The 21,372-nt window shown below is 59.4% G+C and carries 20 protein-coding genes and 1 other RNA gene; 7 read left to right on the forward strand and 14 right to left on the reverse strand.

Going from position 1 to position 21,372, the window contains the following annotated elements; all coding sequences use genetic code 11:
* Positions 1-81 precede the first annotated feature (81 nt).
* The 4 genes from ACTQ0H_RS05195 to ACTQ0H_RS05210 all read right to left on the reverse strand — a co-directional run bounded on the left by ACTQ0H_RS05195 (position 82) and on the right by ACTQ0H_RS05210 (position 2,896).
* Positions 82-462, reverse strand: coding sequence for a peptide chain release factor family protein (locus ACTQ0H_RS05195; protein ID WP_427747757.1), 381 nt, complete (start codon positions 460-462; stop codon positions 82-84).
* 83 nt (positions 463-545) lie between these two features.
* Positions 546-1,124 (reverse strand): xanthine phosphoribosyltransferase, encoded by a 579-nt coding sequence (locus ACTQ0H_RS05200; protein ID WP_441016246.1) that lies wholly within the window; start codon positions 1,122-1,124, stop codon positions 546-548.
* Positions 1,082-1,471, reverse strand: a complete 390-nt coding sequence (locus ACTQ0H_RS05205) for a hypothetical protein (RefSeq protein WP_441537994.1) — start codon at positions 1,469-1,471, stop codon at positions 1,082-1,084. Before ACTQ0H_RS05205 ends, ACTQ0H_RS05200 begins: the two co-directional genes overlap by 43 nt.
* A gap of 141 nt (positions 1,472-1,612) precedes the next feature.
* The gene (locus ACTQ0H_RS05210) at positions 1,613-2,896 is read right to left on the reverse strand and encodes an O-acetylhomoserine aminocarboxypropyltransferase/cysteine synthase family protein (protein ID WP_427719685.1); all 1,284 of its coding nucleotides are present in this window, start codon (positions 2,894-2,896) and stop codon (positions 1,613-1,615) included.
* Between the two features lie 170 nt (positions 2,897-3,066).
* Between ACTQ0H_RS05210 and ACTQ0H_RS05215 the strand changes: the two genes are divergently transcribed.
* Positions 3,067-3,573, forward strand: coding sequence for a C-GCAxxG-C-C family protein (locus tag ACTQ0H_RS05215; protein ID WP_427727569.1), 507 nt, complete (start codon positions 3,067-3,069; stop codon positions 3,571-3,573).
* A gap of 67 nt (positions 3,574-3,640) precedes the next feature.
* Here ACTQ0H_RS05215 and ACTQ0H_RS05220 read toward each other — a convergent pair whose 3' ends face one another.
* Entirely contained in the window at positions 3,641-4,246 is a 606-nt protein-coding gene (locus ACTQ0H_RS05220) for an IMPACT family protein (protein ID WP_441547889.1), read from the reverse strand.
* On the opposite strand from ACTQ0H_RS05220, the gene ACTQ0H_RS05225 reads away from it, so the two are divergent.
* Positions 4,133-4,675, forward strand: coding sequence for a hypothetical protein (locus tag ACTQ0H_RS05225; RefSeq protein WP_441547890.1), 543 nt, complete (start codon positions 4,133-4,135; stop codon positions 4,673-4,675). The two genes, ACTQ0H_RS05220 and ACTQ0H_RS05225, sit on opposite strands and share 114 nt — an antisense overlap.
* A gap of 42 nt (positions 4,676-4,717) precedes the next feature.
* On the opposite strand, the gene rnpB is transcribed toward ACTQ0H_RS05225, so the two are convergent.
* Positions 4,718-5,079: RNase P RNA component class A (gene rnpB, locus ACTQ0H_RS05230), an RNA gene on the reverse strand.
* 341 nt (positions 5,080-5,420) lie between these two features.
* Positions 5,421-6,587 carry a 30S ribosomal protein S1 gene (gene rpsA / locus ACTQ0H_RS05235; protein WP_154515317.1) on the reverse strand — a complete coding sequence of 389 codons (1,167 nt, stop codon included), beginning with the start codon at positions 6,585-6,587 and terminating at the stop codon, positions 5,421-5,423.
* A 313-nt stretch (positions 6,588-6,900) separates the two neighbouring features.
* Here rpsA and ACTQ0H_RS05240 point away from each other — a divergent pair, with 313 nt between their 5' ends.
* The gene (locus tag ACTQ0H_RS05240; RefSeq protein ID WP_427719687.1) at positions 6,901-7,659 is read left to right on the forward strand and encodes an HAD family hydrolase; all 759 of its coding nucleotides are present in this window, start codon (positions 6,901-6,903) and stop codon (positions 7,657-7,659) included.
* On the opposite strand, the gene ACTQ0H_RS05245 is transcribed toward ACTQ0H_RS05240, so the two are convergent.
* Positions 7,656-8,975, reverse strand: a complete 1,320-nt coding sequence (locus ACTQ0H_RS05245) for an L-cysteine desulfidase family protein (protein WP_441537989.1) — start codon at positions 8,973-8,975, stop codon at positions 7,656-7,658. The two genes, ACTQ0H_RS05240 and ACTQ0H_RS05245, sit on opposite strands and share 4 nt — an antisense overlap.
* Before the next feature lie 267 nt (positions 8,976-9,242).
* On the opposite strand from ACTQ0H_RS05245, the gene rpiB reads away from it, so the two are divergent.
* Positions 9,243-9,710: a ribose 5-phosphate isomerase B gene (rpiB, locus tag ACTQ0H_RS05250; RefSeq protein WP_006234151.1), complete on the forward strand. Its 468-nt coding sequence runs from the start codon at positions 9,243-9,245 to the stop codon at positions 9,708-9,710.
* A 177-nt stretch (positions 9,711-9,887) separates the two neighbouring features.
* Here rpiB and ndk read toward each other — a convergent pair whose 3' ends face one another.
* The 4 genes from ndk to ACTQ0H_RS05270 all read right to left on the reverse strand — a co-directional run bounded on the left by ndk (position 9,888) and on the right by ACTQ0H_RS05270 (position 13,858).
* On the reverse strand, positions 9,888-10,292 hold the full coding sequence (gene ndk / locus ACTQ0H_RS05255) for a nucleoside-diphosphate kinase (protein WP_055251725.1): 405 nt from the start codon (positions 10,290-10,292) through the stop codon (positions 9,888-9,890).
* A 385-nt stretch (positions 10,293-10,677) separates the two neighbouring features.
* Positions 10,678-12,108 carry an argininosuccinate lyase gene (gene argH / locus ACTQ0H_RS05260; protein WP_441044739.1) on the reverse strand — a complete coding sequence of 477 codons (1,431 nt, stop codon included), beginning with the start codon at positions 12,106-12,108 and terminating at the stop codon, positions 10,678-10,680.
* Positions 12,109-12,226: 118 nt separating this feature from the next.
* Positions 12,227-12,397, reverse strand: coding sequence for a hypothetical protein (locus ACTQ0H_RS05265; RefSeq protein ID WP_154515301.1), 171 nt, complete (start codon positions 12,395-12,397; stop codon positions 12,227-12,229).
* Between the two features lie 234 nt (positions 12,398-12,631).
* Entirely contained in the window at positions 12,632-13,858 is a 1,227-nt protein-coding gene (locus ACTQ0H_RS05270) for an argininosuccinate synthase (protein WP_441048624.1), read from the reverse strand.
* 554 nt (positions 13,859-14,412) lie between these two features.
* Between ACTQ0H_RS05270 and ACTQ0H_RS05275 the strand changes: the two genes are divergently transcribed.
* The gene (locus ACTQ0H_RS05275) at positions 14,413-15,240 is read left to right on the forward strand and encodes a Cof-type HAD-IIB family hydrolase (protein WP_441537986.1); all 828 of its coding nucleotides are present in this window, start codon (positions 14,413-14,415) and stop codon (positions 15,238-15,240) included.
* Positions 15,241-15,515: 275 nt separating this feature from the next.
* Here ACTQ0H_RS05275 and polA read toward each other — a convergent pair whose 3' ends face one another.
* Complete coding sequence (polA, locus tag ACTQ0H_RS05280; protein WP_441537985.1) at positions 15,516-18,266, reverse strand: DNA polymerase I; 2,751 nt, start codon at positions 18,264-18,266, stop codon at positions 15,516-15,518.
* 166 nt (positions 18,267-18,432) lie between these two features.
* On the opposite strand from polA, the gene ACTQ0H_RS05285 reads away from it, so the two are divergent.
* Complete coding sequence (locus ACTQ0H_RS05285) at positions 18,433-19,830, forward strand: aminopeptidase (RefSeq protein WP_441537983.1); 1,398 nt, start codon at positions 18,433-18,435, stop codon at positions 19,828-19,830.
* 103 nt (positions 19,831-19,933) lie between these two features.
* Entirely contained in the window at positions 19,934-20,743 is an 810-nt protein-coding gene (locus tag ACTQ0H_RS05290) for a YaaA family protein (protein WP_427795802.1), read from the forward strand.
* A 40-nt stretch (positions 20,744-20,783) separates the two neighbouring features.
* On the opposite strand, the gene ACTQ0H_RS05295 is transcribed toward ACTQ0H_RS05290, so the two are convergent.
* Positions 20,784-21,299: a hypothetical protein gene (locus tag ACTQ0H_RS05295; RefSeq protein WP_427747772.1), complete on the reverse strand. Its 516-nt coding sequence runs from the start codon at positions 21,297-21,299 to the stop codon at positions 20,784-20,786.
* Positions 21,300-21,372: the final 73 nt, after the last annotated feature.

Raw genomic sequence — 21,372 nt, forward strand, 5'->3', positions numbered from 1 at the left:
CTAAGTTGCGGTGAAATAGGGACTGTTTATGCAGGTAAAGCCGCAAAACAGCCCCTATTTCACCGCAACTTATCGAGAAGATCACTCCTCCCCGCCCGGCTTGCGGCGGTTGGCCTTTTTAATGGCGTTGAAGTGCTTGTCATTAAGTCTGCGCTGGCGAGAGCGCTGAGGCACCTTGGTCTTTACGCGTCGACGCGGTGGACGCCCGCGACGCTCAAGCTCAGCGCGCAGCTTACGCAAACAGCAGCTACGATTTTGGAACTGGCTGCGACTCTCGCGCGCCGTCACGGTAATCCCCGTAGGGATATGTTTCATGCGCACCGCCGAGTCCGTCGTGTTCACGCCTTGCCCGCCCGGACCCGTCGCGCGAAACACCTGCACCTCGCAATCGCGCGCCAGCTCCTCGACCGACATCTCGACATAGCGCGCATACTCACGCCATCCCATCTTGTTCTCATCCATATCAACACCTCCCCTCATACAAAAAATGTGACAAAGGGACAGTCCCTTTGTCACATCGCATACCAATCGTTTGTGTTGCGCGCTTAGGCGAAGGTGATCTCGCCGTTCTCACAGTCCATATCGGCGATACGGGCCAGGCTCTCAACACGGAAGCCGCGCTCGCGGAGCTTATCGCCACCGCCCTGGAAGCCCTTCTCCACCGCAATGCCAATGCCGGCAACCTCGGCGCCTGCGGCCTCGCAGATCTTGATAAGACCCTCGAGCGCGCATCCGTTGGCCAGGAAGTCGTCGATAATCAGGACCTTGTCGCCCTCGGACAGGAAACGCTTGCCAACGATGACCGGGTACTCCCTCTGCTTGGTAAAGGAATAGATGGTCGTGGCATACTGCTCGCCGTCGAGGTTGATGGACTGCGCCTTCTTGGCAAAGACCACCGGCACGCCGCCAAAATGCTGGGCTGCGATGCAGGCCATGCCAATGCCCGAAGCCTCGATCGTAAGGATCTTGTTAATCTCGACATCCTCGAACAGACGGGCCCACTCGGCGCCCATGTGGTCAAACAGCTCAACGTCGCACTGGTGGTTGAGGAAAGCATCAACCTTAAGGACATTACCGGCCTTTACGATGCCGTCATGGCGAATACGGTCCTTAAGCTCCTGCATGGCGCAACCCCTTCTCGCGGCAACGATACCGCGCGATTAATAAACGTTGCTCGATAGTCTACCACGGACCGACCCCCGCCCGCCCCACAAGCCGCATCGCACCACAAAGCCGCATCGCACCGCAAAGTCGCAAGCAGATACACCGGGCTTACCAGCTGAATGCGATCGAGGCCCACGCCCGGCCCCTTTTGCATCACGGGCAGCGCCACGGTCACGACGGTCGAATCCAGACACACCATAAACGTCATGATGAGCACCGTAAACAGAATCGCCCATTTGTTCTTGCCATGGGTGTCTCCCTCAACAGCGATGTGTTCGCGGCGCAGTTGCTCTGCGGTTTTCTCCATATCCATCCTTTCGAGTGGCACAACACAAAAACGGGGCCCCAATCGCCTGCAAACAGTCGCGATTGGGGCCCCGCCTACGGTATCGGAACTAAAGGTCACCGAAGCTTTCTGCCGGCATCGGCGCCTTGCACGAACGCTAGCCTAGCACTGCTCGAGCGCCTGCTCAAGGTCGGCAATCAGATCGGCCGTGTCCTCGAGGCCGCACGACAGGCGCACCATGTCGGCGGAGATACCACAGGCGATAAGCTCCTCATCGTTCATCTGGCGGTGCGTGGCGTTAGCGGGATGCAGGCAGCAAGTGCGGGCGTCGGCCACATGCGTGGCGATCTGAGCGAGCTTGAGGCTCTTCATAAAGGTCTCGGCCGCCGCGCGACCACCGTTAAAGCCAAAGCTCACAACGCCGCAGGTACCGTTGGGCATGTACTTTTGAGCTAGGTCATAGTACTTGTCGCCCTCCAGACCCGGATAGCTCACGAAGCGCACCTTGGGATGGCTCTGCAGGAACTTGGCAACAGCCAGACCGTTCTCGCAATGACGCGGCATGCGCACATGCAGGCTCTCGAGCGAGCTGTTCAGGAAAAACGCCGCCTGCGGGTTCTGCATGGGGCCGAGGTCGCGCATGAGCTGAGCGGTTGCCTTGGTAATGAAGGCGCCCTCGCGACCGAACTTCTCGGCATAGGTCACGCCGTGGTAGCTCTCATCGGGCGTGGTGAGACCCGGGAACTTGTCCGCATGGGCCATCCAGTCAAACTGGCCGTGGTCGACGATCACGCCGCCCAGGCAGGCCCCATGTCCATCCATGTACTTGGTGGTGGAGTGCGTAACAATATCGGCGCCCCACTCAAAGGGACGGCACATCACGGGCGTCGGGAAGGTGTTGTCGACCATCAGCGGCACGCCGTGGTCATGCGCGGCCTTGGCAAAGCGCTCAATATCGAGCACGGCAAGGGCGGGGTTGGCAATCGTCTCGCCAAAGACGAGCTTGGTATTGGGCTCAAAGGCTGCCTCGAGCTCCTCATCGGTGCAATCGGGGGCAACGAACGTGCAGGTAACGCCCATACGACCCATGGTATGGGCAAGCAGGTTGTAGGTACCGCCGTAGATGGCCGAGCTTGCGACCACATGATCGCCGGCGCCGGCCACGTTAAAGATCGCGAGGAAGTTCGCAGCCATGCCCGAGCTCGTGAGCATCGCAGCGGTGCCGCCCTCCATCTCGCAGATCTTGGCGGCAACCAAATCGCACGTAGGGTTCTGCAGACGGCTGTAGAAATAGCCAGACTCCTCCAGGTCAAACAGCTTGCCCATGTGCTCCGACGTGTCGTACTTCCACGTGGTGGACTGGTAGATGGGCACCTGGCGCGGCTCCGCATCTCCCGGATGATAGCCGCCCTGAACACATGTAGTACCGATGGTCTGCTCGCTCATATCTAGCTCCCTTGCCTGGGTTACATTTTTATCCGGTTCACGATACCGCTACCCCGCACCCCTCTCAACCCATCCCCAAGGTAGGTTATGAGACAAATCAACCGGGGGCATTTATCGCAGATCTTGGCATTTATTCGATAGATAAAAATGAGGCATACATGAGGCTTTCGATGAACAAATGCATCGGCAAGGGTACCATAGGCGAGTACACCGTTACCGAGGAGACAACGATGAAGCAAATCGATACTGCCCAGCTCGACATCACCGCCTGTCAGGCTCAGGCTGCCGAATACCACGCCCGTGGCTTTAACTGCGCACAGGCCGTCGCCTGCACGCTCGCACCCGCCGTCGGGCTCGACCCCCAGACCGCCTTTATCCTCACCGAGGGCTTTGGCGCCGGCATGGGCGGCATGACCGAGACCTGCGGCGCTATCTCGGGCGCCGTGGCCATCATGGGCTTTGTAATGAGCGACGGCATGGATAACCCCAAGACCAAGGGCCAGACTTACAAGCTGTCGCGCGAAATCGCCAAGCGTTTTAAAACGAAAAACACGACGACCGTCTGCGGCACGCTCAAGGGCATCGGATCGGACAATGGTCCGCTCCGCAGCTGCCCCGGCTGCATCGACGACGCCATCGAGATCGCCTGCGATGTGCTAAAGCAGCTCGCCGAGTAAACGGCGGCAACAGAAAACGACGGCTGGCGTGCTTGGGATTCATCCAAAAGCACGCCGGCCGTCGCCGTTAGAACTCGGCAAATTTGGGAGCGCCGACCTCAATCTCCTCGCGCCCCGCCATAAGCTCGCGCATCTTAGCGCAAAAAGGCTCCTGCTCCCCCGCCTTAAACACCAAATGAATCGTCACGGCATCCGCGTAATCGGTATCCGAAACCTTGGCACCCGAATCCTGCGCCAAACGAAGCACCTGCTCATACTGCGGATAGGCCACGTGCACGTCAACAGGCACGACGCTCGTCATCTCAACGACCTGCCCTGCCTCCTGAGCAGCTGCCACCGCCGCCTGCGTCGCCGCGGTATAGGCGCGCACCAAGCCACCGGGCCCCAACAGCGTGCCGCCAAAATAGCGCGTCACCACGCAGCAAACATTTTTGAGCCCAGCGCCGCGCAACACCTCGAGCGTCGGCATGCCGCTCGTGCGGCTCGGCTCACCGTCATCACTCTGACGCTCGCGTCCATCGACCAAAATCCACGCGGGAACATTGTGTCGAGCGTCGTAATGACGCTTGCGAACCATCTCGATGAAGGCATTCGCCTCATCCTCGGATTCAATATGGACCAGCTGGGCAATAAACCGGCTCTTGCGATCCACAAACTCGCCAGAAGCCTCAATATTCGATCGCAGAGTAAAATAGCTGTCCAACAAAGCCCCTCAACAAAACTAAGCGCGGCAACAAACAGCCTCAATAATACGGCAAAGACAGCAACGTTGTCCTCGCCAACAAGAGCGAAAACGCCAATGATGCCGTCACCAACAGCGAGAACCCGTCAGCGCGAGCAAGGTGCCTTGAAAGACGAGATTGCAACAGAAATGAAGCTGCCGATGACCAGGCAAAAACAGCGAGATGCCAAGAACGGAACCGCCGATGATTCCGTCAACGAAAGCGAGAACCCGTCAGCGCGAGCAAGGTGCCTTGAAAGACGAGATTACAACAAAAAAGAGGGCGTTTATGACCAGGCAAAGAAAGCGAGACGGCGTCAGCTGAGTCGATTTGGCCCGAAAGAGGAGGGAGCACGCCTTATGGCGGCGACCGACGAATGAGCGCCAAATCGGCCAGCTGACGCCGTCGCAGCGTCGACAAGAAAGCTGAGTGGGCTTGTAAGCCGGGTTCTGTCGTGAACGGTCATTTATCTTGTCTGCACGTTACCGTGCAGCTCCACGCACGCTACCCGAACGCGGACCGGGCCGGCCCATAGCGTTCCTATTCGCGCTTGCTCCGGATGGGGCTTGCCAAGCCGCCGTGTTGCCACGACGCTGGTGGTCTCTTACACCACCGTTTCAGCTTTTCCCTTTACGCCTTGCGGCGCAGGTGGGAGTCTTCTTTTCTGCGGCGCTTTCCGTCGGATCACTCCGCCCGGCCGTTAGCCGGCATCCCGCCCTCTGGAGCCCGGACTTTCCTCACGCGTGCCGCAAGCAGCACATCGCGCGACCGTCTGGCCCACTCAGCAGTGCAAGAGTGTAACACACCGTTGCCGCAGGCAAAGGCACAACACAAGCGTTCGACACGATATACCAAGAACCATGCCATGCGGTACAATAGGGTCGTCGATGGGCAACGTCGCCAGTCGAGACGCGACCGCGCTCCGCACCCCTCCGTCTACTCGGTGCGTTCCCGCCTCCTCCCCGAGGCGGGATGTCGGCATTTTCATGCACCGACAACCCAATAGCCTGTGAACAGTCCGGACAGCGTTGCGCACGAGTAGCATTGCGCACCTCACCGGCAAACGCAAAAAGGGACCCGTCCATTGCGGACGGATCCCTTAAAGCAAGTGATCGTCAAACCGATTTACTCGGCGTCGGTCTCCTCGTCCTTCTTCTCGGAAGGCAGCGGGGTAACCTCGATCTCGACGCCCAGAGTCTCAGCAGCGGACTTCATAGACAGGGAGATACGACGACGGTCGAGGTCGATCTCCATGACCTTGACCTGAACCTTGTCGCCAACGTGGGTGACCTGAGAAGGCTGGTCGACGTGCTTGTTGGCCATCTCGGAGATATGCACCAGGCCCTCGATGCCCTCGCCCAGATCGACGAAAGCACCAAACGGGACAAGCTTGGTCACAGTGCCCTCGACGATAGCGCCGACGGGGTACTTCTTGACCAGCGCGCGCCACGGATCCTCGGTGGTCTGCTTGAGACCCAGGGAGATGCGCTCGCGGTTGAGATCGACATCGAGAACCTCGACCTCGACCTCCTGGCCGACCTTGACAACCTCGGAAGGATGGTTGACGTGGTTCCAGGAGAGCTCGGAGATGTGGATGAGACCGTCGATACCGCCGAGGTCGACGAAGGCGCCGAAGTCGACGATGGAGGAAACGGTGCCCTGGAGACGCATGCCAGACTTGAGCTTGGACAGGATCTCGGAACGCTCGGCCTTACGGGACTCCTCAAGCACGACGCGACGGGAGAGAACGACGTTGTTGCGGTTGCGGTCCATCTCGATGACGCGGGCCTCGATGCGGGTGCCCATGTAGGAGGTGAGGTCCTTGACGCGACGGAGGTCGACGAGGGAAGCGGGCAGGAAGCCACGCAGGCCGATGTCGAGGATCAGGCCGCCCTTGACAACCTCGATAACCTCGCCCTCGACGTTCTCGCCGGAGTTGAACTTCTCCTCGATGCGGTTCCAAGCACGCTCGTACTCGGCACGCTTCTTGGAAAGGACCAGACGACCGTCCTTGTCCTCCTTCTGGAGAACCAGGGCCTCGATGGAATCACCGAGTGCAACGATGTCTGCAGGGTTAGCGTCCTTGCGGATGGACAGCTCGCGGACCGGGATAACGCCCTCGGACTTGAATCCGATGTCAACGAGCACCTCGTCATGCTCGATCTTAACGACAGTACCGTTAACGAGATCGCCCTCATCAAAGTCGGTAATCGTACCGTCGATGAGGTTGTTCATCTCCTCCTCGTTGACATCGTCAAGAGAGAAAATGGACGAGTTCTGAATCTCACTCAAAGGTGGACCCCTTTCGAACTACGGGGCCCCGATTGCTAGGACCTACAGAAGGGTGCGACAAGCACACAACGTTTAGGAACACTCGGGAGCCGACAGATACTAATGTGACGCTTATGCAATCACGTTCGTATAGGTTACGTGGAAATCACTTCGATTTCAAGCGTGAACTGCGATTTTTTACTCGTATGGAGACTTTTTCGCAATCTTGTGAACGACCGTCTCCATAAGTTGACGATAAGCAGTTGAGCATACGGCTTTGGGGTAAAGTATCCGGAGCCAACGTTCTAAACGATTTTTCGAGAAAGGTGCCCGCGTGCTCAAAGCAGTCGTTTTCGATATGGACGAGACGCTTCTCAGCATCAATCTCAACGCGTTTATCCTTCGCTATTTTAAGGATGTCTCGTCAATGCTCGCGGATATCGGACGATGCAGCCGCGGTGGCACGATGGCACGCCTCGGCACCATCCTGGTCGACCTCAACGCCAATCGCCGAAGCGGCACGGACAATCGCACCAATCTTGAGTTTTACCGCACCGAGGTCGAGCGCAGGTGCGGCATCTGCCTCTCGGACCCACTCATCTACGAGGCGTTTACCTACTATGAACGCGAAGTTCTCCCGTACAAGAATGACGATGCCATCAATGCCCACGCCATGCCGGGTGCACACGCCGCACTCCAGGCTGTACGGGACGCAGGACTGCGTTGCGCACTCTTTACCAACCCCAGCTTTCCCCAGGGGGCCATCGAATGCCGCATGGGTTGGGGTGACCTGGCCGACGCCCCCTTTGAGCTCGTGACGCACATGGGAAACGCCACCCGTTGCAAGCCCGATGCCACCTATTACCTGGAGCAGCTGCAGGCCATGGGGCTCGAACCGCACGAGGTCCTTATGGTGGGTAACGACCCCAAGCGCGACTTCCCCAGCCCCGCCTGCGGTATTCAAACTGCCTATGTTGGCCAGGGAAAACCCAGTCGAGCCACCTGGCGCGGAACCATGGAAGACTTCGCCCGCGACTTTAACGCCGTAATCGATGCCTTCTACGAGCACCAAGTAGCCAACGAACTGTCCTAACAAACTTGGGTTTTGCCGATCATGATGTTGAGGATTTCGACGTCGGTGTCCTTCATACCCACGCGACCCACATAGCCCATGCTGGCGATCGTCTGCTCAACGGTATCTTGGATCAGGCCCTCGCCGGCGCGGAAACCGCGGCCCTGCATGGCCATATCGTGGCCCAGAATCGCCGCATCAACGGCTGCGGAAATCTTGGCGGCACAGCTCGCCTTGGCGCCATCGCACACGATGCCGCCCACGTTGCCGAGCGTATTCGAGACCGTCGCGCCGATCTGATCACGCGTGCCACCGCACAGCCAGGTAATCGCAGCGCCGGCACCGCACGCGGCGCAAATAGCACCGCAAAACGCCGAAAGTGCACCAATATAGCTTTTGATATGCACGGCAATAAGATCGGACAGCATCACGGCGCGCACCAGGCGCTCGTTGTCGCAACGCAGGTAGTCGGCATACTCCATAACGGGCAACGCACAGGTAATACCCTGGTTGCCCGAGCCGCACACAATGGCGACCGGCAGCGCACAGCCGTTCATGCGGGCATCGGACCCGGCGGCCGCACGGGCACGGGCACGGCAGGCGACGTCGTCGGCACGAGTGCCCAGCAGCGTACGGCCTACCTCAGCGCCCCAAGCGTGCGCCAGGCCCTCGGCGCTTATTGCGCCGTTCAGCTCAATCTGACGCTCAACGGCAGCGCGGGCGCCCTCGATGTCGCCGTCCTCGATAAAGTCAATGATAGACTCAATCGACATGGGCGTATCGGCGTTATCGGCGGCACGCTCGGCCACGACGCGCTCGGCGCAGGCGGCACACTCCCCCACCGACTTGCCACACATCGGAATGCCATCGAGTGTATGGCACGTAACATTGGTGTGATGGTCGGTGATCTCGACGACCGCAGTATGACCTCCGGCCGTGGCAGTCACCTTAATGTAGAGGTTGGGCACACCCTCGACAAGCGACACATCGCAGTAGTCGGCATCGGAGAGCAGCTCGGTCACGCGAGCACGGTCTGCATCGCCAACACTCTCGAGCACCTCGAGCGCGCTCTTGGCGTCACCGCCCACGGCACCCAGCACGGCCGCGGCCTCAATACCGTGCATACCGCCCGAGTTGGGCACGGTCACGCTCTTTACGTTCTTGATGATGTTGCCCGAGCAGGCAACATCCATATGATCGGGTTCGCAACCGAGCGTCTGGCTCGCCAGCGCCGCTGCATAGGCAACGGCAATGGGCTCGGTGCAGCCGAGCGCACAGACAAGCTCGCGGTTCAAAACATCGCAAAACGCGGTATCACGAAGGGAATCGGCAGGCATAGGTATCTCCTACTTGTATAACGGGTTGCTCTCGCAAGTATCAACTTCTCCATTTGATAACAAGGCACCAAAAACCGCAAGTCGAGTTCCGGCAGACGGCCGCCAGAAGCAAATTGGCGGCATTTTTCGTGATGGGCTAATGTTCGCGTCCGCTAAAGCGTTTGACCAAAAAACGCCCGAGTGTTTAGGCAAAAGACGCGCTATCATGCAGTCGAACGCGGTAAAACCTTTAGCAATTCCGCCGCACGGACCAGAGAGGAACCACTCATGAAGATCGGTATCGGCAACGACCACGCCGCCGTCGAGCTCAAGAACATCATTTCCGAGCACCTGAAGGAGCGCGGCTGCGAGGTCGTGAACTTTGGCACCGACACCTCCGAGAGCTTTGATTACCCCATCGCCGGCTACAAGGTGGGTAAGGCCGTGGCCAACGGTGACGTCGACCTGGGTATCCTAATCTGCGGTACCGGCGTCGGCATCAGCCTGGCCGCCAACAAGGTCGAAGGTGTTCGCGCCGTCGTGTGCTCCGAGCCCTTCAGCGCCAAGCTCTCCCGCATGCACAACAACACCAACGTGCTCGCCTTTGGCGCCCGCGTCGTGGGCTCCGAGCTCGCCAAGATGATTGTCGACGAGTGGCTCGACGCCGAGTTTGAGGGCGGTCGTCACGAGCGTCGCGTTAACCTCCTCAACGAGATCGACCACACGCGCGGCCTCAAGGTCGTCGACGAGGCTTAAAGACCTACAAAGCCATACGCTAACGCCAGCCCCCGCCCGGAAGAAACATCCGGACGGGGGCTGTTTAGTAGATTTTTGGGATATACCTAGAAATCTACTGGAATAAAAAGGGCGCCGCGGATGGAATTCCGCGGCGCCAAAGCCACACGCTAACAGCTTTGAGGAGTCAAAGCTGGTTTAGCCAAAGAAGCGCTTGATCTCGATCTCGGCGTTCTCCAGGCAGTCGGAGCCGTGGATCACGTTGGCGTTGACATCGACAGCGAAGTCGCCGCGAATGGTGCCGGGGGCAGCGTCAAGCGGGTTGGTAGCGCCCATAAGGGTGCGCATCTTGGAGACAGCGGAGAGACCGGAAACGACCATCTTGACGACCGGACCGCTCGTCATAAAGTCGCAGAGACCGCCAAAGAAGGGCTTGTCGGCCAGATGGGCGTAGTGCTCCTCGACGGTAGCACGCTCGAGCGTGGTCATCTCCATGCGCTCGATGACAAGGCCGCTACGCTCAATGCGAGCGACGATCTCGCCGATCTTGCGATCGCGCACAGCGTCGGGCTTAATCATAATGAAGGTCTTCTCGATAGCCATAAGGTAGCCTTTCAAGTAGGTTCGCGCGTGCCCAAGTCCCATTCCGGCACCCGCCTGGACTGCATCGTAACAGAGTTTTAGCTGCAGTTAAACAAAAAACTGTTTATTGAAACACTACAATTTATTAAAACGTTCCATATGTGTCACTTCTGTTTCGAAGCCCGATTAGAGTACCATCCGACCGCGCATCAACCGCACCGAACCGAGCGGACGGTCGGTTGCCGCCCGTGAACGTAGCCCCTTCACAACCTGCCCAAAGGTCCTACAGAAGTTATCGACAAGCCCCTTCCCCATTGCAACAAAATACGGGCGTCCGCTGCAGCAGACGCCCGTAAAAGCAAAAACGATTTATCAATAAATGGCCAAAGCCGCTTCAACTAAACCCTTACTTTGCCCCGTGGCCCATCTCGACGACCTTGGTCAGCGATCCAAGCACACCTTCGTCGGCAACGAGTTGTGCCTGGGCACGCTGCAGCTGCACGGCAACGGCGGCAGGGGCGGTACCGCCCTCGGTCGTGCGTGCAGCGACAATCGACGGGATGTCGAGCGCCTCGGTAATGTCGTGCTCAAAGAGCGGGCTTGCCTCTTGGAACACCTCAAACGGCAGGTCCTCAAGATTGCAGCCGCGCTTCTCGCACATCAGGACCAAATGGCCCACCACGGCGTGGGCCTCGCGGAACGGCAGGCCACGCTTGGCCAGGTAATCGGCAACATCGGTGGCGGCAAGGTGCCCCACGCCGCACTCGCGCGCCATGGCATCCTCGTTGACGGTCCAGGTCGAGATCATACCGGCCATAACGGACAGGCACTGCATGAGCGTATGGGCGGTATCGAGCGCGCCCTCCTTGTCCTCCTGCAAGTCCTTGTTATAGGCGAGCGGCAGGCCCTTCATGGTCACGAGCAGCTGCACCAGGTTGCCATAGACTCGGCCGCTCTTGCCGCGGATAAGCTCGGCAAAATCGGGGTTCTTCTTCTGCGGCATGATGGACGAGCCAGTGGAATACGAGTCGGAGAGCGTGATAAAGCCAAACTCGGAGCTCGACCACAGCACGATCTCCTCGGAAAGACGCGACAGGTGCATCGCCATGACGGAGCCGGCGTAATGCAGGTCGAGGAGGAAATCACGGTCGGAAACCGCATCGAGCGAGTTGGGAATCACGCCCGCAAAGCCAAGTTCGGCGGCCGTCATCTGACGATCGAGCGGATAGCTCGTACCGGCAAGCGCGGCAGCGCCCAGCGGGCAGTTGTCGGCAGCATCAAAGGCGGCCTTCAGGCGTGTAAAGTCGCGCGCGAACATCCAAGAATACGCCAGCAGATGATGCGACAGCAGCACGGGCTGAGCATGCTGCATGTGCGTGTAACCCGGCAGAATCACCTTGTTGTACTGTTTGGCCGCATCCACCAGCACGTGGCGCAGCTCAAGATTGGCCTCCATGAGCTCCTTGGCCAGCGCCTTGACGCCCAGGCGCGTATCGGTCGCCACCTGGTCGTTGCGCGAACGCCCGGTATGCAGGCGCTTGCCTGCCTCGCCGATGCGACGGGTCAGCTCGCTCTCGATGGACATATGAATGTCCTCGTCGTTGATATCGAAGGTGAAGTTGCCGGCATCGATATCCTGTTCGATTGCGGTCAGACCCTCGGCAATCGCCTGCTCGTCCTTTGCACTGATAATGCCCTGGGCCGCCAGCATCTTGGCATGTGCCTTAGAGCCAGCGATATCCTGCTTATAGAGATGTTTGTCGACCGGCAGCGACGCGCCAAACTCCTGCGTGACCTCGGCCACGCCTGTCTCAAAACGACCGCCCCAAAGAGCCATGGAACCGTCCCCTTTCTCTAAATACCAAAACAAGCGCCCAAAGCAAAGCGCCATGTCGCTAAAGCGATTTATCAACCGCTAGTTTTGCACATTCCCCACCGAGCGCGAGACCATGTGGCTAATTTGCAAAGAAGTGACGCACCAGGCACTTGGCGCCCATCGACTCCCGCCAGCCGTTGCTTGCCGAGCCGTCAATCCATGCCTTCAGGCTCATAGGGACATCCTCGACCTTTGCAGCATCGAACTCGGGCGCGAGGGCAAGTAAAGCATGCGCGATAGCATTGAACATAATGGATACTCCTCAGATATATATAGGCGCAGAGCCGCCAAATTGATAGAAGGAGCCCCGCCGGACAACCCCGGCGGGGCTCGGACTCAGCCGCAGACGCGGCATCATATATGCGGGCGGAATGTAGGGGCCACCGATGTTAAGAAGTGTCAGCAAGCATAACGAAAGGTAGGGACCCCATGCGCCCGTTATGTATCACGCGGATGGGCCGCGCGGATACCAAGGGAGAAAGACTTAAGCCTGAGCGGCAGCAGAGCTGGGACCCTGGACCTTGGCCCACGTCTTGAGCGACAGCGTGTCGATCTCGATAAAGCCGGCGCTGGCCTTCTCGTCAAACGTGGTGTCGCGGTCGTAGGTGGCCAGACCGTAGTCATAGAGGCTGAAGGGGCTCTTGCGGCCGACAACATGGCAGTTGCCCTTAAAGAACTTCAGACGAACGGTACCGGTCACGAACTTCTGGGTATCGGCCATAAAGGCGTCGAGTGCGTTTTTGAGCGGGCTGTACCACTGGCCGTTGTACACGGCGGTGGCCCAATCCTGCTCGAGCTTAATCTTGGTCTTGAGCAGATCGCCCTCGACGCAAATATCCTCGAGTGCCTTGTGGGCGGTGATAAGCGTCAGGGCGCCGGGAACCTCATAGCACTCGCGGCTCTTGAGGCCCACCAGACGATCCTCGACCAGGTCCAGGCGACCAAAGCCGTTATCGCCCGAAATCTTGTTGAGGGCGATGACGATCTCGGAAAGCTTCATCTTCTTGCCGTCGACGGCGACGGGCTTGCCGGCCTCAAACTCAATCTCGGTGTAGGTCGGGGTGTCGGGCGTTTCCTCGGGATTCTTGGTCATAACCCAGGCGTCGTCGAGCGGCTCGTTCCAGGGATCCTCCAGGTGGCCGCACTCAATGGCACGACCCCACAGGTTGTCGTCGATGGAATAGGGGTTGTCGTTGGCACCCTCGGGAACCGGCACGTTGTGGGCGTGAGCATAGGCGACCTCGTCGGGACGGCACTTCAGATCCCACTCGCGAACCGGGGCGATAACCTTAAGCTCGGGGTCGAGGGCCTTGACGGCAGCCTCAAAACGAACCTGGTCGTTACCCTTGCCGGTGCAGCCGTGGGCGACGTAGGTCGCGCCAAACTCGTGGGCGACCTCGACAAGCTTCTTGGCGAGCAGCGGGCGAGACAGAGCGGAAAGCAGCGGGTACTTGTTCTCGTACATGGAATTTGCGGCGATGGCCTTGGTCAGGAACTCATCGGAGAACTCGTCGCGCAGGTCGAGCACCTGGCAATCAAGAACGCCCAGGTCGAGCGCTTTCTGTTTCTTGGCATCCAGGCCGGTCTCCTCCTGGCCCACGTTGCCGCAGACGCAAACGACATCGAGATTCTTCTCGTCCTGGAGCCACTTGACACATACGGATGTATCAAGACCACCGGAATATGCGAGAACTACTTTTTCCTTGCTCATGGCTGTTTCCTTTCGCCCTTGGTAGCTAGTTAGAACATCGGTCAGTTGCAAGTCATTTCAAGGTCACGTACCGTGCAATATCAGGTTAAATAGCAAAAATCAGCACATACATGCCCTAGAAACATGCAGCAATGTCGTGCTAAAACCCAACGACCTTAAAATGACTCTGTTGAGGCAATTCGCCCCATGCGGACAGAGACGATTGTTATCGTCGTCGGGAAATTGCGCGCTGGCGTCGGAGAGCATTGTCTGCAGTGATGATGATCTGTACGAACTGCATCTGCCTCTCCTTTCACACATCGCCGGGCGCAATTCTAATATCGCAAACGGTACCTTTTCCTCGGTAAGCGGCTCTTTTGCCGTCTCCGTTTTCGATGGTCGCTATATTACGCTAAAGTGCCTGCTGCACAAGCAACAAATTCAAATTTCTGAAAAGTTTTTTCATTAGTTTGTGAAATGCAGTGCAAATACGCTCCGTTCCTGCGAAAATACGCCTGGTTACGAGTTGTTGGTTATAACGTCTGAAACAATTTCGAAACGAAAGGCTCGCTTTTATGCAAACTTACGAATCGGACGCCAATATCGGAAACATTAAGCTCATCGCCGTCGACATGGACAAGACGCTGCTGACCGACGAGCGCGTGCTGCCGCAAGGCCTTGACGAACGCCTGGACAAGCTCGCCGAAGCCGGCATCGTATTCTGCCCCGCCAGTGGACGTCCCGCCCCCAAGCTCGAGGAGATGTTCGAGGGCATCAAGAACCGCATCGCCTTTTGCCCCGATAACGGCGCGTGCGTGATATATCGCGGCAACTATATCTATAAGAGCAATATCGATGTGGCGCTCTACCACAAGGTCCTGGCACATGCCGTGGAGGACCCGCGTGCCGTTCCCGTCCTGTGCTGCTATGACGATGCTTACGTTTTGGCGCGCGACCACAAGTACCACGACGAGATCAGCATCTACTATTCTGCCATCAACTACATCGACACCTTTGAGGGTCTTGACGTCGAATCCAACAAGATTTCGATCTTCTTCCCCGCCTACGACGCCGAGCCTGCGTTCCGCGAGACCTATAACCCCGCGTTCTCGGATCAGCTCTACGTCACCAATGCGGGCCGCGAGTGGATCGACTTTATGAACCTGGGCGTCGACAAGGGCGCCGGCGTCGCGCACCTGTGCGAGCACTTGGGCATCGATATCGCCGATGCCGCCGCCGTGGGCGACACCTACAACGATATCCCTATGCTCGAGCGCGTCGGGCATAGCTTTATCGTGGACAATGCCGAAGAGCATATGAATGCGCACGCCAAGTGGCGCATTCCGAGCAACAACTACGGGGGCGTACTGACGCTCATCGACGCCATCTTGGCGGCTCGGTAATCTATCTCGTCGCCATGCCCGGGGCCGGCCGTTTGATTTTTGCTCGGTCAGGTCCTGGGCTCGCTCGAAGGCCACATTAAGTGGCCTTCGGCTCGTGCGGAATCTACGAAAAACTTACCCGCCTCGCCCGGCCAGGTCCTTGGGTGACTTGCTTGCCGCCTGGATGGCATCTTGGCGCCTAGATACTTTGGCTGAATTTAATTGAACGAAGGACGCTCCTTGTTGATGAGGGGCGTCCTTCTGTTTTTGGTTACTTTGGAACTGTGGTTACTTTCCTATTTCGCGTCGGCCCAGGTTATGCCGGTGCTGGCTTCGGCGATGAGGGGTACGCGGAGGTCTACGACGTGTTCCATGACGTCTTGGACCATGGCGGTCAGGCGCTCGACTTCGTCGACGGGGCACTCAAAGTCCAGTTCGTCGTGCACTTGCAGGATCATGTGGGCGGCAAAGCCCTCTTCTTCCAGGCGGCGGCTTACGCGGGCCATCGCGATCTTGATGATGTCGGCGGCGGTGCCCTGCATGGGGTGATTCATGGCCGTGCGCTCGCCAAAGCCGCGGAGCTGTGGGTTTTTGGCCTTGAGCTCTGGAATATGACGCCGGCGACCGTACATGGTCTCGGCATAGCCCGTCTGCTTGGCGCGCACCACCACGTTGTCGAGGAACGTGCGAACGCCCGGGTAGGCCTCGTAGTAGCGATCGATCATGCCACGCGCCTCGGCCATCGAGATATGTAGCGACTGCGACAGACCGTACGCCTGCTGACCATACACAATGCCAAAATTCACGGCCTTGGCGCGACTGCGCAGGTCGGGCGTTACCTCGGACACCGAAACGCCAAACACGCGCGCGGCCGTCTCGGCATGGAAGTCCTCGCCCTCGTTAAAGGCGCGCACCAGGTGCTCGTCACCCGAGAGATGCGCGAGCAGACGCAGCTCGATCTGCGAGTAGTCCACCGCCAAAAAGACGCTGCCCTCACCTGCCGAAAACGCCGTCTTAACGGTACGGCCCAGCTCAGAGCGCGTCGGGATGTTCTGCAGGTTCGGGTCGCTCGAGGACAGGCGACCCGTTGCCGTGATGGTCTGGTTGTACGTGGTGTGCACGCGACCGTCACCACGGCGCAGCGGACCTAGCGTGTCCAGATAGGTCGACTTGATCTTGGACTTCTCACGCCAGTCCAAAATCAGGCGCACGATTTCGTGGTCACGGGCAAGGTCGCTCAGCACTTTGGCGTTGGTCGAATAGTACCCGCGCTTGGTCTTTTTGAGGCCCTTGGTCGGAAGCCCCATAACGTCAAAGAGCACGTGCGAGAGCTGCATGGGACTGCCGATGTTAAACGTCTCATCACCTGCCAGGTCGCGAATGCTGCGCTCGACCTCGGTGATCTGGGTCGCCAGGCCCTCGGACAGGCTGCGCAGCCGGTCGGGATCTACGAGCATGCCCGCGCGCTCCATCTTGGCAAGCACCGGCACGAGTGGCATCTCAATGCCATCGAACACGTTGGCGGCGTTCTCGCGGGCCATGCGGTCGCGAAGCGGCGCCACGAGTGCCAGCGTCAACGCCGCGGTACGGGCAGCAGGAGCAGGAGCGTCCTCGCCAGCACCATCCGCACCGCGCGCCGCAGGCAGCGCCATCTGCAGATAGGTATCGGCCAGATATGCCTCGTCAAACTCGGAGCGGTCGGAATCCAACAGGTACGCGGCAACCACGGTATCAAAGATGCGCACGGAATCGACTGCCAGCGGGTCCATGAGCTCGGGCTCAGAAGAATCGATGGGCGAAAGCTCATGCAGCAACGCCTTCATGTCCGGGCTCGCCACGCGGCCCTCCATAAACAGGCGCGCGAGCACGCCAGCGATAACGCCGTGGGCAGAATTGAAGCCCTCGACAGCGGCAGGCGTGCCGTCATCGGGTTCCTCGAGCGCAAAGAGCCCCTTGGGCGTCGCCAGCCACAGCGTACGCGTCAGGCCAAAGAGCGCACCCTCCTCCTTGTCATCGTCCACCACGGCGGCGACCCACTCGCCCGCATCAATCGCGCGAGAGATCTCGGCCGCCACAGCAGCAAGTGCCTCAGCATCGCCGGCGGCGGCACGCGAAACCGCGGGTATCTCGAACGCGCTGGCAGCGGGCACGACCCCGCCCTCGCCGCCAATCAGCGCCAGGAAGCGGTTCTGCATGGCCGTAATGCCAAGTGCGCCCAGCGCCGCGGACACCTCATCGGCAGAAAACGATGGGAAGGACGTCGCGTCAAAGTCGAGCTCGACAGGTGCATCGGTGCGGATGGTCGCAACCTTGCGGCTCAGCAGCGCATCGTCGATGTGTGCACGCAGGTTCTCGCCCATCTTGCCCTTGACCTCGTCAGCATGCGCAATGACCTCGTCCAAGCTGCCGTACTGCGCGATGAGCGCGCTCGCCTTTTTGGGGCCGATGCCCGGTACGCCGGGAATGTTGTCCGACGTATCGCCCTTCAGACCGTAAAAATCGGGCACGAGCGCCGGCGTAATGCCGTGATACAGGTCGTCCACGCTCTCGGGCGTCATGATCGCCACGTCGGACAGGCCCTTGCGAGTCGAGACCACGTTGACGTGCTCGGTCACAAGCTGATACATGTCACGGTCGCCGGTCACCAGCAGCATGTCGCAGCCGGCCTCCTCACCCAGGCGCGCCATGGTTCCCAGGATATCGTCGCCTTCCCAGCCCTCGGACTGCAGAATTGGCACGTTGAGCGCCGTAAGCAGCTCCTTAATCATGGGAAACTGCGCATGCAGATCGGGGTCCATGGGCGGACGCTGCGCCTTATACTGCGGCAGCATCTCCATGCGCACGCGCGGCTTGCCCTTGTCAAACGCCACGACCACACCGTCGGGGCTAAAGGCATCGATCATCTTAAGAAACATGTTCAGAAAGCCAAAGATCGCGTTGGTGGGGCGACCGTCCGGCGCGTTCATGGTCGGCGGCACGGCGTGGAAGGCGCGGTGCATGAGCGAGTTGCCGTCGATAACGGCAAAGGTGCGGCGCTTGTCAGACATATTGAATACCTCGCTTTGGACTGGGCACGGCTTGCTCACTCCAGTTTACACGCTCCCCGCCCCGCGGCCACCGCGCATCAAGCTCCCCCGCCACCGTGAGCCCGCGCGTGATACGATGGCTCACGGTACAACAACCAGCACGATCGATCCGAAAGGAGCCTGCGTCATGGAGCGTCCCTGCGCATGGAAAAAGTACACGCCACAGCAAATCGAGGAGCTCGAGGAGCTTTGCCGCGGCTATAAGCAATTTTTGAGCGAGAACAAGACCGAGCGCCTGTGCGTCAAGACCGGCATCAAGATGGCCGAGGAGGCGGGATACCTCGACCTGGAGACCGTGATCGCCGAAGGCCGCGCGCTCAAGGCAGGCGACAAGGTGTACGCCGCCAACCACGGCAAGGATCTTATGCTCGTCAACCTGGGCACCGCCCCGCTCGAGCAGGGCTTTAACATCCTGGGCGCCCACGTGGACTCGCCGCGCCTGGACCTCAAGCAGAATCCCGCCTTCGAGGCCGGCGACATGGCCTACCTCGACACGCACTACTACGGTGGTGTCAAGAGCTACCACTGGGTGGCCTCCCCGCTCGCACTCGTGGGCGTCATCTGCAAAAAGGACGGCACCACCGTCGACATCAACATCGGCGACAAGGCCGACGATCCGGTCTTTACCATCTCCGACCTGCTGATCCACCTCTCGAGCGAGCAGATGTCCAAGCCCGCCAAGGACGCCGTCGACGCCGAGATCCTCGACGTGATCGTGGGCGGCCGTCCCGTAAAATTTGACGAGGACGACAAGGACGCTCCCACCGAGCCCGTCAAGCAGATGTTCCTGGATATCCTCAAGGAGCAGTACGACGTCGAGGAGGAGGACTTCCTCTCCGCCGAAATCGAGGTCGTGCCCGCCGGCCCCGCCCGCGACATGGGCCTCGACCGCTCCATGATTTTGGGCTATGGCCACGACGACCGCGTCTGCGCCTACCCCTCCATGCTCGCCCAGATCAATGTGGCCAACGTGGAGCGCACGAGCATCACGCTCATCGTCGACAAGGAGGAGATTGGCTCCGTGGGCGCCACCGGCATGACAAGCCGCTTCTTCGAGAACACCGTCGCCGAGATCATGACGCTCGCCGGCGAGGGCAGCCCGCTGGCCCTGCGCCGCGCACTCGCCCGCAGCCGCATGCTCTCCTCTGACGTATCCGCCGGCTTCGACCCAGGCTACGCCGGCAAGTTCGAGACCAAGAATGCAGCCTTTATGGGTCGCGGCCTGTGCTTTAACAAGTACACGGGCAGCCGCGGCAAGGGCGGTTCCAACGACGCCGACGCCGAGTATATGGCTCTCATCCGCGACATTATGGACGAGGCCGGCGTGGACTTCCAGACCTGCGAGCTCGGTCGCGTCAACGCGGGCGGCGGTGGCACCATCGCCTACATCATGGCCAAGTACGGCATGAACGTCATCGACTCCGGCGTTGCCGTCCTGTCCATGCACGCCCTGTGGGAGGTCGCCAACAAGGCCGATATCTACGAGGCCTATCGCGGCTACAAGGCCTTCATCGAGCGCGCCTAATCAACCCTTCATCAGTTGCGGTGAGATACGGACTAAACTGGCCCATAAACGGCCAAAACAGACCGTATTACACCGCAACTTCCTTTTTGGCAGAGGAGAGTCCATGCTGCAGGTCATCATTTCGCCCGCCAAGCAGATGCGCGCGGCCCAAGATGCTTTTGAAGTCCTGGGCATTCCACCCTTTGTGCGCGAGACGGCTCGCCTCCACCGCGCACTGCTAGATATCGAGCGGAATGAAGGCAGCGGCAGCCTGCAGGCGCTGTGGAACGTGAGTGACAAACTGCTGGGGCCCTGCCTCAACACCCTGCATGAGTTCGAGCCCATCTTGCAAAGCGGCGATCTCGACAATCCCGCACTCGCCCGTCACCTCTCCCCTGCCGTCATGTCCTATCACGGCATTCAATACCAAAGCATGGCGCCCGAGGTGATGGATTCCGCACAGCTCGCATGGCTGCAAGACCATCTGTGGATCCTCTCGGGCCTTTACGGATGCGTACGCCCCTTTCATGCCGTTGAACCGTATCGGCTGGAGATGGGCGCGAAGCTTGCCGTCGACGACGCCCGAGACCTCTACGCGTTTTGGGGCGACAAGCTCGCACGGGTCATCGCTCCGGCAGGCTCCAACGCCACGATCGTCAACCTCGCCAGCGCGGAATACGCCAAAGCCGTTCTGACCCGCCTCACCACCGACGCCACGGTCGTCACATGTCTCTTTGGCGAAGGCATCCGCAACGGCAAGCCCATCCAACGCTCGACCGCCAGCAAAAAAGCGCGCGGCTCCATGGTGCGCTGGATGGCAGAAAACAAGTTCGAGGATGTAAGCGGGCTCACCGCGTTCGACGTTGGTTATCGTTACTTTCCCGAGCTTTCAAATAAAAACACTTTGGTCTTCCTGAACGAACAGGCCTTGTAGGACTACCACTACTTTTGAATGTGCTGCCTAGGCACGGCGTCTATTCCGCCAGGCCGTCGGCTTTTGCAATCTCGGTCGTCGAGCCATCTTGGTAGGTAACCTTAACGTGCTCCACCTCGGACGCCTCAACACCCGACGGAGGCTCCAGGCGCCATTCCGTCAGGGCTATATCCATGGTCGTGGGTACATCCCCCTGATCTTTGAGCTCGACCGACAGCGTCCTAAGCGACGCATCGAAGGTCACACGCTCGATCTCTTCACCAGGAATGGAACCACCGCTCAGCTGCAGTTGCACAAACTTGTCGCGCGGATACCAATAGTCGCCCGGCGCGGCAACGGTATTGCCCCCCGCGACCTTCGCCGTCATAATCGGCAGGCTATCGTCCGCCTCAAACGTCCAGGAAACTCCCCCACGCCCGCCAAACGTCCAGATACAACAGGCAATCACCATCACGACAAGAATCGCGAAACCAATTGCGACCAGCCCATGATGGGCGCGGCTCTCCTCGGCCGACACATCCCACTGCGTCTCTCGATACAGATGCTTGTCTTCCATGTTCGCCTCCCCGCGGGCATGCTCGTCGCGTCAATCGTACCCATTCGAGCTATACTTGAGCCCGCCACATAAA

This window comes from Collinsella sp. LCP21S3_A3, assembly GCF_052118905.1.
In the GTDB taxonomy this organism is placed as follows: domain Bacteria; phylum Actinomycetota; class Coriobacteriia; order Coriobacteriales; family Coriobacteriaceae; genus Collinsella.

Bases quoted from the DNA above. Each gene is read 5' to 3' on its own strand.
- ACTQ0H_RS05215 (WP_427727569.1), top strand. From the start codon at position 3,067: ATGAACAAATGCATCGGCAAGGGTACCATAGGCGAGTACACCGTTACC.
- ACTQ0H_RS05265 (WP_154515301.1), bottom strand. From the start codon at position 12,397: ATGTTCAATGCTATCGCGCATGCTTTACTTGCCCTCGCGCCCGAGTTC.
- ndk (WP_055251725.1), bottom strand. From the start codon at position 10,292: ATGGCTATCGAGAAGACCTTCATTATGATTAAGCCCGACGCTGTGCGC.
- ACTQ0H_RS05210 (WP_427719685.1), bottom strand. From the start codon at position 2,896: ATGAGCGAGCAGACCATCGGTACTACATGTGTTCAGGGCGGCTATCAT.
- rpiB (WP_006234151.1), top strand. From the start codon at position 9,243: ATGAAGATCGGTATCGGCAACGACCACGCCGCCGTCGAGCTCAAGAAC.
- ACTQ0H_RS05195 (WP_427747757.1), bottom strand. From the start codon at position 462: ATGGATGAGAACAAGATGGGATGGCGTGAGTATGCGCGCTATGTCGAG.
- ACTQ0H_RS05205 (WP_441537994.1), bottom strand. From the start codon at position 1,471: ATGGAGAAAACCGCAGAGCAACTGCGCCGCGAACACATCGCTGTTGAG.
- ACTQ0H_RS05200 (WP_441016246.1), bottom strand. From the start codon at position 1,124: ATGCAGGAGCTTAAGGACCGTATTCGCCATGACGGCATCGTAAAGGCC.
- ACTQ0H_RS05275 (WP_441537986.1), top strand. From the start codon at position 14,413: ATGCAAACTTACGAATCGGACGCCAATATCGGAAACATTAAGCTCATC.
- ACTQ0H_RS05270 (WP_441048624.1), bottom strand. From the start codon at position 13,858: ATGAGCAAGGAAAAAGTAGTTCTCGCATATTCCGGTGGTCTTGATACA.
- ACTQ0H_RS05295 (WP_427747772.1), bottom strand. From the start codon at position 21,299: ATGGAAGACAAGCATCTGTATCGAGAGACGCAGTGGGATGTGTCGGCC.
- ACTQ0H_RS05290 (WP_427795802.1), top strand. From the start codon at position 19,934: ATGCTGCAGGTCATCATTTCGCCCGCCAAGCAGATGCGCGCGGCCCAA.
- polA (WP_441537985.1), bottom strand. From the start codon at position 18,266: ATGTCTGACAAGCGCCGCACCTTTGCCGTTATCGACGGCAACTCGCTC.
- argH (WP_441044739.1), bottom strand. From the start codon at position 12,108: ATGGCTCTTTGGGGCGGTCGTTTTGAGACAGGCGTGGCCGAGGTCACG.
- ACTQ0H_RS05285 (WP_441537983.1), top strand. From the start codon at position 18,433: ATGGAGCGTCCCTGCGCATGGAAAAAGTACACGCCACAGCAAATCGAG.
- ACTQ0H_RS05225 (WP_441547890.1), top strand. From the start codon at position 4,133: ATGACGCTTGCGAACCATCTCGATGAAGGCATTCGCCTCATCCTCGGA.
- ACTQ0H_RS05245 (WP_441537989.1), bottom strand. From the start codon at position 8,975: ATGCCTGCCGATTCCCTTCGTGATACCGCGTTTTGCGATGTTTTGAAC.